Source organism: Streptomyces hilarionis (assembly GCF_024539675.1).
Classification (GTDB): Bacteria; Actinomycetota; Actinomycetes; order Streptomycetales; family Streptomycetaceae; genus Streptomyces; species Streptomyces hilarionis.
In genome coordinates this window covers 1-11,773 of sequence record NZ_JAHHIT010000110.1, presented here as the reverse complement: position 1 = coordinate 11,773, position 11,773 = coordinate 1, and the positions used below count along the sequence as shown (strand labels likewise).

Sequence of the window (11,773 nt, the reverse complement as noted above, 5' to 3'; positions counted from 1 at the left end):
CGCGCGGACGTTCCGGTGGACGGGGGCGCGAAGGCCGCGGGCGAGTGGACATCGCCCATCGCTATCGCTATCGCCATCGCCTCGCCGTCGCTGTTGCCGTCGCGGTCGCGGTCGCCGTCGCCCGGCCCGCCGGTCGGGAAGGGGGGCGGCCCCGGGACTTCAGGAGAGGTCCCCGCGCCCCTGTCTCGGCAGGCCCGACTCCGTGGAGACCGCCGAGTCGCAGTACTCGCGGACCGCGCTCGTACGGGCCACCACGCGCCCCCGGTGGATGACGATCCTGCTGTACGCCAGGGACAGGGCGCCTGCCAGCCGCTCGCCGCGGACGGCCAGGAGGTCGGCCGGGAAGCCGGCCTCGACGCGCACCTCGGGCAGCCCCAGCGTGGCGCGCGCGGACGCGCTCACGGTGTCGTAGGCGTCCTCGGGGCGCAGGCCGTGTCGCGAGGCCAGGAGGTAGGCCGCCTCCAGGGGGTCGCCGCGGCCGACCGGGTTGCCGACGTCGCGCAACGCCCCGCTGCCGGCCGCCACGCGCACCCCGGCCGCGCGCAGCAGCCGGACCGGGGCCGTGCCCCGCTGGTCGACGCCCGCGCAGCCGCCCTGCGGGAGGCAGACCACCGTCACGCCGGCGGCGGCCAGTTGGTCGGCGGTCCGGCCGGCCGCCTCGGCGGGAAGGCGGTCGAGGCCGCCGCAGGGGCTGAGGGCGACGCCGGGGCGCAGGCCGCCGGCCATCGCGGCGATACGGGCCAGACGGGCGGGGTCGCCGCCGTCGGTGTGCAGGTCGACGGGACAGCCGTGCTCGGCGGCGACCTCGAGCACGGCCTCCACGTAGCCGGTGGGGTCGGGATCCAGGTCCGGGCAGCCGCCCACCGCCGAGGCGCCCATCTTCACCGCGTCCCGGAGCATGGCGAGTCCGTCCGCTCCCGCCGCGCCGGTCAGCACCCGGGGCATCGCCACGGTCGTCAGTTCGGCCAGTCCGCGCAGCGAGCGCCGGGCGCGCAGGACGGCGGCCAGCGCGCCGAGTCCCTGGACGTCGCCCACGTGGACGTGGGCGCGCAGCGCGGTCGCGCCGTGGCCCAGCTGCACCAGCACCGCCTCCGTGGCGCGGCGCTGGACGTCCAGGGGGGCGTACGAGACGGGGCCGTCGGCGTCGGCCGTGAGCGCGGTGTCGGCGTGGGCGTGCGGCTCGGCTGGGGCCGGGAGCAGCAGGTAGCCGCCGAGGTCGACGCGGGCGCCGGCGGGCGTGCCCGAGCGGCCCGGCCCGGCCGTCAGGCTGCCCGCCGTGCCGACCGCCTCGATCCGTCCGCGGCCCAGCCGGACGTCCACGGTCCGGCCGTCCGTCAGGCGGGCCCCGCACAGCAGCAGGGCCGCCGGGTCGGTCGAGCCGTCGGAGGCGCCGGTGGAGGACGACCAGGAGTGGGGCGGCTGCGGCTGGCTGTCGGGCATCGCGCTCCAGGGGCTCGGGACTGCGCGGGGGACGCAGCACACGCTGAGGACGCAGGCGTCGCACGGGGACGCGTGATCACGCAGAGTGAGTCGAGCCTAGGACGGCGGTTCGGCGCGGGCGGGGAGGAGCGCAATAGTCGTACCGGTGTGGCCCGCTGTGCGGGAGGGGCTCGAGAGGCTGCCGGGACCTCGGCGGACGGCCCTCCGGGCGGTCCCGGAAGGGCCCGCGAAACGGATTTGGGTGAACGGCTGCGGACCGTGTAATGTCTTCCTCGCTCGCCCCAATAGCTCAGTCGGTAGAGCGTCTCCATGGTAAGGAGAAGGTCTACGGTTCGATTCCGTATTGGGGCTCTGGTGGGTGAGGTTCCCGTCGCGAGGCGGGGCCCGATCCCATCAAAGCGGTGTAGCTCAGTCGGTAGAGCAAGCGGCTCATAATCGCTGTGTCACCGGTTCAAGTCCGGTCACCGCTACTGACAGTAGCCGATTGTGGGGTCGGTCCTTCGATCGGCTACTCTTTTATGCGTTAATCGTCCCATCCGTTCGTCAAGGAGCACTCCTGTGGCTGCCACCGACGTCCGCCCGAAGATCACGCTGGCCTGCGTGGAGTGCAAGGAGCGGAACTACATCACCAAGAAGAACCGGCGTAACAACCCGGACCGACTGGAGATGAAGAAGCACTGCCCGCGTTGCAACGCGCACACCGCGCACCGCGAAACGCGATAAATCAGGCTCGTACACGAGGCCGTCCCCGAGTGATCGGGGGCGGCCTCGTGTCGTTGAGCGACTCGTACCGGTCAGTAGAGCGACGCAGTTCCCGAGCGGCGCGGAACACATCAGGAGGTGCCGAGGCCCATGGCACTCGACCAGTCCTTCGTCGGGCGGACCTACCCGCCCACCGATCCCTATGAGGTCGGCCGGGAGAAGATCCGCGAGTTCGCCGAAGCCGTGGGGGACGCGCACCCGGCGTACACCGACCCGGAGGCCGCCAAGGCCCTGGGACACCCGGACGTGATCGCGCCGCCGACGTTCGTGTTCTCGATCACCTTCAAGGCGGCCGGCCAGGTCGTCCAGGACCCCCAGCTGGGCCTGGACTACAGCCGCGTGGTGCACGGGGACCAGAAGTTCGCCTACCGGCGCCCGGTCCGCGCCGGTGACCGGCTCACGGTCACCTCGACCATCGAGGCCGTCAAGTCCATGGCGGGCAACGACATCCTGGACATCCGCGGCGAGGTGCACGACGAGGCCGGCGAGCACGTCGTGACCGCCTGGACGAAGCTCGTCGCCCGCGCGGCCGAGCCCGCGGACGCTCCGGCACGGGCCGACGGGAAGGCGTGAGGAACCGATGACGGCGAAGATCGCTTACGACGACGTCGAGGTCGGCACCGAGCTGCCGGCCCAGTCCTTCCCTGTGAACCGCGCCACGCTCGTGCAGTACGCGGGGGCCTCCGGGGACTTCAACCCGATCCACTGGAACGAGCGGTTCGCCAAGGAGGTGGGCCTGCCGGACGTCATCGCGCACGGCATGTTCACCATGGCCGAGGCGATCCGCGTCGTCACCGACTGGACCGGCGACCCGGGAGCGCTCGTGGACTACGGCGTGCGCTTCACCAAGCCCGTCGTCGTCCCGAACGACGACCTGGGCGCGGTCATCGAGGTGACCGGCAAGGTCGGCGCCAAGCTCGACGACCGGACCGTGCGGGTCGACCTGACGGTGACCAGCGGCGGGCTCAAGGTCCTCGGGATGTCCCGGGCCGTCGTACGGCTGGCCTGAGCGCGTCCGGCGGCCCGAGCACGTCCGGGCCGGGCGCCGCCGGCCCGCGGCGACCGTGACCGGCCGAGGAGATGCGGTAAGGGGCGTCCTCCCAGAGGGGGCGCCCCTTACGCGTTCCCGGGCGTCCCCGGGCGTCCGCAGGCGGGATGCCTGGCCGGGCCGTGTCGGTCCCGTCTCGTAGGCTGGGCGCGTGCAGGAACTCCGTGACGCCCCCCTCGCCCCGCTGACCACCTTCCGGCTGGGCGGTCCCGCCGCCAGGCTCGTGACCGCGACGACCGACGCCGAGGTGATCGCCGCCGTGCGCGAGGCCGACGCCGACGGCACACCGCTGCTGATCGTCGGCGGCGGCTCGAACCTCGTCATCGGCGACAAGGGCTTCCCGGGCACCGCCCTGCGCATCGCCACGCGCGGCTACGAGCTCGTCGGGACGCGGCTCGAGCTGGCCGCGGGCGAGGTGTGGACCGACGCCGTCGCCCGCACGGTGGAGGCCGGGCTCGCCGGCGTCGAGTGCCTGGCCGGCATCCCCGGTTCGGCCGGGGCCACCCCGATCCAGAACGTCGGGGCCTATGGCCAGGAGGTCTCCTCCACGATCACCGAGGTCGTCGCCTACGACCGGCGGGCGGGCGAGACGGTCGCGCTCACCGGTGAGGAGTGCGCCTTCTCCTACCGGCACAGCCGCTTCAAGGCCGACCCCGAGCGGTACGTCGTCCTGCGCGTCCGGTTCGAGCTGGAGGACGCGGGCGGGCTGTCGGCGCCCCTGAAATACGCCGAGACGGCCCGCGCGCTGGGCGTCGAGCCCGGGGACCGCGTGCCGCTCGCCGACGCCCGCGAGACCGTGCTGAAGCTGCGCGCGGGGAAGGGCATGGTGCTCGACCCGGAGGACCACGACACCTGGTCGGCCGGCTCGTTCTTCACCAACCCCATCCTCGCCGACGCCGACTTCGCCGCCTTCCACGCGCGCGTGCGGGAGCGGCTCGGGGAGGCGGTCGAGCCGCCCGCCTACCCCGCAGGGACGGGCCACACCAAGACCTCCGCCGCCTGGCTGATCGACAAGGCGGGCTTCACCAAGGGGTACGGCAGCGGGCCCGCCCGCATCTCCACGAAGCACACCCTCGCCCTCACCAACCGGGGCGCGGCCACGGCGGACGACCTGCTGGAGCTGGCCCGCGAGGTGGTCGCCGGGGTGCGCGAGGCCTTCGGCGTCACGCTGGTCAACGAGCCGGTGATGGTGGGCGTCGAGCTGTAGGGGCCCGATGCCGGGCGGGGGCTGCCCGCTGCCGCTGCCGGGCGGGACGCGAGCCGCGTCCCGCTCGGCTGCCGCATCCCACCCGGCCCGGCCCTAGTAGGCGACCCCCACCCCCTGCTTCACCGTGCCCGTGTTCGTCACCATGGCCAGCATCGCGTGGGCCACGTCGGCGCGGCCGATGAACCGGCCCCGGGGCGGGAAGCCGCCCACCGCCGTGCGGTAGGACCCGGTGAGCGGCTTGTTCTGCAGGCGCGGCGGGCGCACGACCGTCCAGTCCGTGGCGCTGCGCGCCAGCTCGGACTCCATCTCGCGCAGGTCGGCGTACACGTCCTTCAGGGCGGCCGAGACGAGGGAGCGCAGGGCGCGGTCCAGGGCGCCGTCGTCCTCGGCGGCCGGGCCCACCGGGGCGGCGCTCACGACGAGCAGCCGGCGCACGCCCTCCGCCTCCAGGGCCGTCAGCACGGTGCGGGTGAGCCGGGCGGCGACCCCGGCGTCCTTGCGCCGGCGCGCTCCGAGGCCGGACAGCACCGCGTCCCGGCCGGCGACCGCGGCGCGCAGCGGCCGTGGATCGGTCAGGTCAGCGCGGACCACCTCCAGCCCTTCGCCGGTGACGCCGAGCCCGGCGGGATCCCGGACCACGGCGGTGACCTCGTGGCCCGCGCCCAGGGCCTGGCGGACGACCTCCCGGCCGATGCCTCCGGTGGCGCCGAAAACGGTGAACCTCATGGTGCTCCCCCAGTCGGAACAGGCGGGTGAGTGTTCACTCACCCCTGCCTCCTCTAGAGTGGGTAAGCATTCACTCACCCGTCAAGAGGGGAATCCGATGGAGCGACCGGCCCGCGTCCGCATCCTCGACGCCGCGCACGAGCTGATGCTCACGCTCGGGCTGGCCCGCGTCACCACCAAGGAGATCGCCAAGGCCGCCGGCTGTTCCGAGGCGGCGCTCTACAAGTACTTCGCGAGCAAGGAGGAGCTGTTCATCCGGGTCCTCGCGGAACGGCTGCCCCGGCTGACCCCGCTGCTCGGCAGCCTCGTCGACGAACCGGGACGCGGCACGCTCGAAGGCAACCTCACGGACATCGCCCGCCAGGCCGCCCTCTTCTACGAGGAGAGCTTCCCGATCGCGGCCTCCCTGTACGCCGAGACGCAGCTGAAGCGGCGGCACGACGAGGCCCTGCGGAAACTGGGGGTCGGGCCGCACGTGCCGATCGAGCAGCTCGCTGCCTATCTGCGGGCCGAGCAGACGGTGGGCCGGGTGCGGGCGGACGCGGACGTCTTCGCCGCGGCCTCGCTGCTGCTGGGCGCGTGCGCGCAGCGCGCGTACGCCTACGACGCGGCGGACGAGCGGCCCGAGGCGGACGTCTTCGCCGCCCGTCTCGCGCGCACCCTCCTGGCCGCCGTCGCCGCGTGAGAGCTCAGCGGGGCGGACCGCTCGCCTCCGGGCGCCGGCCCGTCGCCCGGGACGACCCCGGGGCCGTCCGGGAACGCCCGCCGACGGGCAGGAGCTGCCCGGCGGGCGGTCCGACGCGCGGTCCGGGAGGCCGCGGCGTCCGGCGGGCGGCTCAGGACGCGAGCCAGTCGTCCACGCCCGCCAGCAGTTTCTGCCGGATGTCCTCCGGCGCCGCCGAACCCCGGACCGACTGCCGGGCGAGTTCGGCCAACTCCTCGTCCGTGAAGGCGTGATGCTCGCGGGCGATGTCGTACTGGGCCGCCAGACGCGAACCGAACAGCAGCGGGTCGTCGGCGCCGAGCGCCATCGGCACCCCGGCGTCGAACAGGGTCCGCAGCGGCACGTCCTCCGGCTTCTCGTACACCCCGAGAGCCACGTTCGAGGCGGGGCAGACCTCGCAGGTCACACCGCGTTCGGCCAGCTTCCTCAGCAGCCGGGGGTCCTCGGCCGCCCGCACCCCGTGCCCCAGGCGATCGGCGTGCAGGTCGTCCAGGCAGTCCCGCACGGACGCCGGCCCGGTCAGCTCACCGCCGTGCGGGGCGGACAGCAGCCCGCCTTCCCGGGCGATGGCGAAGGCCCGGTCGAAGTCCCGTGCCAGACCCCGGCGTTCGTCGTTCGACAGCCCGAAGCCGATCACCCCGCGGTCGGCGTAGCGCACGGCCAGCCGGGCCAGGGTGCGGGCGTCCAGCGGGTGCTTCATCCGGTTGGCCGCGACCAGCACCCGCATCCCGAGCCCGGTGTCGCGCGAGGTCGTCTCCACCGCGTCGAGGATGATCTCCAGCGCCGGGATCAGGCCGCCCAGCCGGGGCGCGTACGACGTCGGGTCGACCTGGATCTCCAGCCAGCCCGAGCCGTCCCTGAGGTCCTCCTCCGCCGCCTCGCGCACCAGACGCTGTATGTCCTCGGGCTCCCGCAGACAGGAACGCGCGGCGTCGTAGAGGCGCTGGAAGCGGAACCAGCCCCGCTCGTCGGTGGCCCGCAGTCTGGGCGGCTCCCCGCTCGTCAGCGCCTCGGTCAGCGCCTCCGGCAGGCGCACGCCGTGCTTGTCGGCCAGTTCCAGCACGGTGGTGGGCCGCATCGAGCCGGTGAAGTGCAGGTGCAGATGGGCCTTCGGCAGTTCAGAGACATCACGTACGCGCTCCATTCAGGAATCCTGCCGTACGCGGGTGTCGTCCGGGTAGCCGATTCCCCGAACGTGGTCTTGCTCGCACACAGCAGCGGGCCGCCTCCCGCAGGAGACGGCCCGCTGCCTGTTGATGGAAGCAGGTGGGAGAGGGGGTCAGTCCCTGGCCTCCGCCAGCAGCTTCTGGACGCGGCTCACGCCCTCGACGAGGTCCTCGTCGCCCAGCGCGTAGGACAGACGCAGGTACCCCGGCGTGCCGAAGGCCTCGCCGGGCACGACCGCGACCTCGGCCTCTTCCAGGATGAGCGCGGCCAGCTCGACCGAGTTGCGCGGACGCCTGCCGCGGATCTCCTTGCCGAGCAGCGCCTTCACGGACGGGTAGGCGTAGAACGCGCCCTCGGGCTCCGGGCAGAGCACGCCGTCGATCTCGTTGAGCATGCGCACGATCGTCTTACGACGCCGGTCGAACGCCTCGCGCATCTTCTCCACGGCCGACAGGTCGCCGGAGACGGCGGCCAGGGCGGCGACCTGTGCCACGTTGGAGACGTTCGAGGTGGCGTGCGACTGAAGGTTCGTCGCGGCCTTGACGACGTCCTTCGGGCCGATGATCCAGCCCACCCGCCAGCCGGTCATCGCGTACGTCTTGGCGACGCCGTTGACGACGATGCACTTGTCGCGCAGCTCGGGGACGACCGCCGGCAGCGAGGTGAACGTGGCGTCGCCGTAGACGAGGTGCTCGTAGATCTCGTCCGTCATCACCCACAGGCCGTGCTCGACGGCCCAGCGGCCGATCGCCTCGGCGTCCTCGGCGCTGTAGACCGCGCCGGTCGGGTTCGACGGGGAGACGAAGAGCACGACCTTCGTCTTCTCGGTGCGCGCCGCCTCCAGCTGCTCGATCGAGACCCGGTAGCCGGTGGTCTCGTCGGCCACGACGTCCACGGGGACGCCGCCGGCCAGCCGGATGGACTCCGGGTACGTCGTCCAGTACGGCGCCGGGACGATGACCTCGTCGCCCGGGTCGAGGATCGCGGCGAAGGCCTCGTAGATGGCCTGCTTGCCGCCGTTGGTGACGAGGATCTGCGCCGCGTCGACCTCGTAGCCGGAGTCGCGCAGCGTCTTGGCGGCGATGGCGGCCTTCAGCTCGGGCAGACCGCCGGCCGGCGTGTACCGGTGGTACTTCGGGTTCTTGCAGGCCTCGACGGCCGCCTCGACGATGTAGTCCGGAGTCGGGAAGTCGGGTTCACCGGCGCCGAAGCCGATCACCGGCCGCCCGGCGGCCTTCAGGGCCTTGGCCTTGGCGTCCACGGCGAGGGTGGCGGACTCGGAGATCGCGCCGACTCGGGCGGAGACCCGGCGCTCGGTGGGAGGGGTTGCAGCGCTCATGGCCCCATGGTTTCAGACCGGAAACCACCCGGGCACACGGGTTTCACGTACTGAACATGTGCGGGCAAAGGCCTGAACATCCGTCCGGATTCCGTTCCCCTGCTGGGCGATCTTGCGCCGAGAGGGTCTCCGCAGGCCCTTTACGTTCGACGAGGCGCGCAAGACCACGTACACTCACACGTCGTTGGCCTTCGACAGCCGCGCCTCCCAGGTGCACACCGAGCACCCGGTCGGATGCGGTACGTTGGGGGACACACAAAGGGTCGTAGCTCAATTGGTAGAGCACTGGTCTCCAAAACCAGCGGTTGGGGGTTCAAGTCCCTCCGGCCCTGCTACACACTCCGTCACCAGGATGTGTGCGCAGCGCATGTACGTACAGCAATGCACTCGCCGTGCGGCTCACACCGGGCGCGGCACGGCCACGACCCGGGAACAGGTGAGGACGAATGGCGGACGCCGTGGGCTCCATCGACACGCCTGATGCCCAGGACGAGGCGCCTGAGGCGAAGAAGAAGGCCCGCAAGGGCGGCAAGCGGGCCAAGAAGGGTCCGCTGAAGCGCCTCGCGACCTTCTACCGTCAGATCATCGCGGAGCTTCGCAAGGTCGTCTGGCCGACGCGCAACCAGCTGACGACGTACACGACCGTGGTGATCGTCTTCGTCGTCATCATGATCGGCCTGGTGACCGTGATTGACTATGGGCTCAGCCACGCCGCCAAGTACGTCTTCGGCTGATCCAAGAGCGAAGGGCGCCGAGGTATCCGGCGCCCCTTTCGCATGTTCCACCCCTATGTATCCAGGAAGAAGCAGCCACCGTGTCTGACCAGAACCTGAACGAGGACGTCGAGTCCGTGGACGACGAGCTCGACATCGTCGAGGGCGCGGACGAGGACCTGGACGAGTTCGAGGCTGCCGAAGCCGAAGCGGGCGAGCCCGCCGAGGAAGCCGCACTCCACGTCGAGGACGAGGACGCCGAGAGCGACGACGCCACCGGAACCGCCGAGGACGAGGACGCCGACGAGGCCCCCCTCGACGAGGCGGCCGAGGAGGCGGAGCCGGCCGAGCCCGTCGACCCCGTCGTCGCCCTGCGCGAGGAGCTGCGCACCCTCCCCGGCGAGTGGTACGTCATCCACACCTACGCCGGCTACGAGAACCGCGTGAAGACCAACCTGGAGCAGCGCGCGGTCTCCCTGAACGTCGAGGACTACATCTTCCAGGCCGAGGTGCCGCAGGAAGAGGTCGTCCAGATCAAGAACGGCGACCGCAAGACGATCCGTCAGAACAAGCTCCCCGGCTACGTGCTGGTGCGCATGGACCTGACGAACGAGTCCTGGGGCGTCGTCCGCAACACTCCCGGCGTGACCGGCTTCGTGGGCAACGCCTACGACCCGTACCCGCTGACCCTGGACGAGATCGTCAAGATGCTCGCCCCGGAGGCCGAGGAGAAGGCCGCCCGTGAGGCCGCCGAGGCCGAGGGCAAGCCGGCCCCGTCCCGCAAGGTCGAGGTCCAGGTGCTGGACTTCGAGGTGGGCGACTCGGTCACCGTCACCGACGGTCCGTTCGCCACGTTGCAGGCCACGATCAACGAGATCAACGCGGACTCGAAGAAGGTCAAGGGTCTCGTCGAGATCTTCGGCCGCGAGACCCCGGTCGAGCTGAGCTTCGACCAGATCCAGAAGAACTAGCTCCTTCTGGAACCCACGCCTCCGAACAGGTCAGGCGGGCTGTCACAGCTCGCCTGACCTGCTCGGTTTTTGGCCGCGCATGGATACCCGTTATCGTTGTGCGGTATGCCTCCATCCGGATCATCCGGACCGGACGGCTGAAAAACTCTCACTAGGACCCGGAGAGAGCAATGCCTCCCAAGAAGAAGAAGGTCACGGGGCTCATCAAGCTCCAGATCAACGCCGGTGCGGCGAACCCGGCCCCGCCGGTCGGCCCCGCGCTCGGCCAGCACGGCGTCAACATCATGGAGTTCTGCAAGGCCTACAACGCCGCGACCGAGTCGCAGCGTGGCTGGGTGATCCCGGTGGAGATCACGGTCTACGAGGACCGCTCCTTCACCTTCATCACCAAGACGCCGCCGGCCGCGAAGATGATCCTCAAGGCCGCGGGTGTGGAGAAGGGCTCGGGCGAGCCGCACAAGACCAAGGTCGCCAAGATCACCGAGGCGCAGGTCCGTGAGATCGCCACGACCAAGCTGCCCGACCTGAACGCCAACGACCTGGACGCCGCGTCGAAGATCATCGCCGGCACCGCCCGTTCCATGGGCATCACCGTCGAGGGCTGACCTCACCCCCCCCGTACCAAGCAGAAGTGTGGAAGGGCCTGCTCGGCCCGGACCACGACTCCTCAGAATCACCAGGAGCAGTAGTGAGCAAGCGCAGCAAGTCTCTCCGCGCTGCGGACGCCAAGATCGACCGGGAGAAGCTCTACGCCCCGCTCGAGGCCGTCCGTCTCGCCAAGGAGACCTCCACGAGCAAGTTCGACGGCACCGTCGAGGTCGCCTTCCGCCTGGGTGTCGACCCGCGCAAGGCCGACCAGATGGTCCGTGGCACCGTGAACCTGCCGCACGGCACCGGCAAGACCGCCCGGGTCCTGGTCTTCGCGACCGGTGACCGTGCTGCGGCCGCAGAGGCCGCGGGCGCCGACATCGTCGGCTCCGACGAACTGATCGACGAGGTCGCGAAGGGCCGTCTGGACTTCGACGCCGTCGTCGCCACCCCGGACCTCATGGGCAAGGTCGGCCGCCTCGGCCGCGTGCTCGGTCCGCGTGGTCTGATGCCGAACCCGAAGACCGGCACCGTCACCCCCGACGTGGCCAAGGCCGTCACCGACATCAAGGGCGGCAAGATCGAGTTCCGCGTCGACAAGCACTCGAACCTGCACTTCATCATCGGCAAGGCGTCCTTCGACGACACGAAGCTGGTGGAGAACTACGGCGCGGCCCTGGAGGAGATCCTCCGTCTGAAGCCGTCCGCCGCCAAGGGTCGCTACATCAAGAAGGCCGCGATCAGCACCACGATCGGCCCCGGCATCCAGGTCGACCCGAACCGCACCCGCAACCTCCTCGTCGAGGAGGACCCGGCCGCGGTCTGAGCCTGACAGCTCACCCTCAGTCGGTGACGAGCCCCGCAACCTTTCGAGGTGCGGGGCTCGTCCCTTTTGCCGTAGGTCGCTTTCCCGGACGGCTGTCAGTGCCGTGGGTTAGCGTGCAGGCACGGGAATCTGGGGGGTGGGCGCATGAAGCGGGCGACCGTACGCCGGGCGGGGCTGTCGATCGTTGCCGTGACGCTGTTCGCGGGGGTGACGGCCTGCGGCTCGGGGGGCTCAGGGGGTTCCGGAGCGACCGGGGGAGCAG

Annotated in this window: 13 protein-coding genes and 3 tRNA genes; 12 read left to right on the top strand and 4 right to left on the bottom strand. The window is 71.3% G+C overall.

What is annotated here, in order from left to right:
- Positions 1 to 159 precede the first annotated feature (159 nt).
- The gene (locus KMS84_RS25425; protein WP_256918779.1) at positions 160 to 1,440 is read right to left on the bottom strand and encodes an amidohydrolase family protein; all 1,281 of its coding nucleotides are present in this window, start codon (positions 1,438 to 1,440) and stop codon (positions 160 to 162) included.
- 278 nt (positions 1,441 to 1,718) lie between these two features.
- Between KMS84_RS25425 and KMS84_RS25420 the strand changes: the two genes are divergently transcribed.
- The 6 genes from KMS84_RS25420 (at position 1,719) to KMS84_RS25395 (ending at position 4,457) form a co-directional block, all read left to right on the top strand.
- Positions 1,719 to 1,791, top strand: a tRNA-Thr gene (locus KMS84_RS25420).
- A 46-nt stretch (positions 1,792 to 1,837) separates the two neighbouring features.
- Positions 1,838 to 1,910: transfer RNA gene (locus tag KMS84_RS25415), tRNA-Met, on the top strand.
- Between the two features lie 88 nt (positions 1,911 to 1,998).
- Complete coding sequence (gene rpmG, locus KMS84_RS25410; protein ID WP_003948671.1) at positions 1,999 to 2,163, top strand: 50S ribosomal protein L33; 165 nt, start codon at positions 1,999 to 2,001, stop codon at positions 2,161 to 2,163.
- A 129-nt stretch (positions 2,164 to 2,292) separates the two neighbouring features.
- Positions 2,293 to 2,775 carry a MaoC family dehydratase N-terminal domain-containing protein gene (locus KMS84_RS25405; RefSeq protein WP_256918778.1) on the top strand — a complete coding sequence of 161 codons (483 nt, stop codon included), beginning with the start codon at positions 2,293 to 2,295 and terminating at the stop codon, positions 2,773 to 2,775.
- 7 nt (positions 2,776 to 2,782) lie between these two features.
- Complete coding sequence (locus KMS84_RS25400; protein ID WP_256918777.1) at positions 2,783 to 3,211, top strand: MaoC family dehydratase; 429 nt, start codon at positions 2,783 to 2,785, stop codon at positions 3,209 to 3,211.
- A 190-nt stretch (positions 3,212 to 3,401) separates the two neighbouring features.
- The gene (locus tag KMS84_RS25395) at positions 3,402 to 4,457 is read left to right on the top strand and encodes a UDP-N-acetylmuramate dehydrogenase (protein ID WP_256918776.1); all 1,056 of its coding nucleotides are present in this window, start codon (positions 3,402 to 3,404) and stop codon (positions 4,455 to 4,457) included.
- A gap of 93 nt (positions 4,458 to 4,550) precedes the next feature.
- Here KMS84_RS25395 and KMS84_RS25390 read toward each other — a convergent pair whose 3' ends face one another.
- The gene (locus KMS84_RS25390) at positions 4,551 to 5,183 is read right to left on the bottom strand and encodes an NAD(P)-dependent oxidoreductase (protein WP_256918775.1); all 633 of its coding nucleotides are present in this window, start codon (positions 5,181 to 5,183) and stop codon (positions 4,551 to 4,553) included.
- Positions 5,184 to 5,280: 97 nt separating this feature from the next.
- Here KMS84_RS25390 and KMS84_RS25385 point away from each other — a divergent pair, with 97 nt between their 5' ends.
- Positions 5,281 to 5,868, top strand: coding sequence for a TetR/AcrR family transcriptional regulator (locus KMS84_RS25385; RefSeq protein WP_256918774.1), 588 nt, complete (start codon positions 5,281 to 5,283; stop codon positions 5,866 to 5,868).
- A gap of 151 nt (positions 5,869 to 6,019) precedes the next feature.
- On the opposite strand, the gene KMS84_RS25380 is transcribed toward KMS84_RS25385, so the two are convergent.
- On the bottom strand, positions 6,020 to 7,051 hold the full coding sequence (locus KMS84_RS25380; RefSeq protein ID WP_256918773.1) for an adenosine deaminase: 1,032 nt from the start codon (positions 7,049 to 7,051) through the stop codon (positions 6,020 to 6,022).
- Between the two features lie 135 nt (positions 7,052 to 7,186).
- Positions 7,187 to 8,413, bottom strand: a complete 1,227-nt coding sequence (locus KMS84_RS25375) for a pyridoxal phosphate-dependent aminotransferase (protein ID WP_256918772.1) — start codon at positions 8,411 to 8,413, stop codon at positions 7,187 to 7,189.
- A 259-nt stretch (positions 8,414 to 8,672) separates the two neighbouring features.
- On the opposite strand from KMS84_RS25375, the gene KMS84_RS25370 reads away from it, so the two are divergent.
- The 5 genes from KMS84_RS25370 (at position 8,673) to rplA (ending at position 11,511) form a co-directional block, all read left to right on the top strand.
- Positions 8,673 to 8,745, top strand: a tRNA-Trp gene (locus KMS84_RS25370).
- A 114-nt stretch (positions 8,746 to 8,859) separates the two neighbouring features.
- A complete protein-coding gene (gene secE / locus KMS84_RS25365; protein WP_256918771.1) occupies positions 8,860 to 9,147 on the top strand; it encodes a preprotein translocase subunit SecE in 288 nt (95 codons plus the stop codon).
- 80 nt (positions 9,148 to 9,227) lie between these two features.
- Positions 9,228 to 10,097: a transcription termination/antitermination protein NusG gene (gene nusG, locus KMS84_RS25360; protein ID WP_256918770.1), complete on the top strand. Its 870-nt coding sequence runs from the start codon at positions 9,228 to 9,230 to the stop codon at positions 10,095 to 10,097.
- Positions 10,098 to 10,267: 170 nt separating this feature from the next.
- Positions 10,268 to 10,702, top strand: coding sequence for a 50S ribosomal protein L11 (gene rplK / locus KMS84_RS25355; RefSeq protein ID WP_020132675.1), 435 nt, complete (start codon positions 10,268 to 10,270; stop codon positions 10,700 to 10,702).
- Between the two features lie 83 nt (positions 10,703 to 10,785).
- On the top strand, positions 10,786 to 11,511 hold the full coding sequence (rplA, locus tag KMS84_RS25350; protein ID WP_256918769.1) for a 50S ribosomal protein L1: 726 nt from the start codon (positions 10,786 to 10,788) through the stop codon (positions 11,509 to 11,511).
- Positions 11,512 to 11,773 lie beyond the last annotated feature (262 nt).

Bases quoted from the DNA above. Each gene is read 5' to 3' on its own strand.
- KMS84_RS25425 (WP_256918779.1), bottom strand. From the start codon at position 1,440: ATGCCCGACAGCCAGCCGCAGCCGCCCCACTCCTGGTCGTCCTCCACC.
- KMS84_RS25405 (WP_256918778.1), top strand. From the start codon at position 2,293: ATGGCACTCGACCAGTCCTTCGTCGGGCGGACCTACCCGCCCACCGAT.
- KMS84_RS25400 (WP_256918777.1), top strand. From the start codon at position 2,783: ATGACGGCGAAGATCGCTTACGACGACGTCGAGGTCGGCACCGAGCTG.
- KMS84_RS25390 (WP_256918775.1), bottom strand. From the start codon at position 5,183: ATGAGGTTCACCGTTTTCGGCGCCACCGGAGGCATCGGCCGGGAGGTC.
- KMS84_RS25385 (WP_256918774.1), top strand. From the start codon at position 5,281: ATGGAGCGACCGGCCCGCGTCCGCATCCTCGACGCCGCGCACGAGCTG.
- KMS84_RS25380 (WP_256918773.1), bottom strand. From the start codon at position 7,051: ATGGAGCGCGTACGTGATGTCTCTGAACTGCCGAAGGCCCATCTGCAC.
- KMS84_RS25375 (WP_256918772.1), bottom strand. From the start codon at position 8,413: ATGAGCGCTGCAACCCCTCCCACCGAGCGCCGGGTCTCCGCCCGAGTC.
- secE (WP_256918771.1), top strand. From the start codon at position 8,860: ATGGCGGACGCCGTGGGCTCCATCGACACGCCTGATGCCCAGGACGAG.
- rplK (WP_020132675.1), top strand. From the start codon at position 10,268: ATGCCTCCCAAGAAGAAGAAGGTCACGGGGCTCATCAAGCTCCAGATC.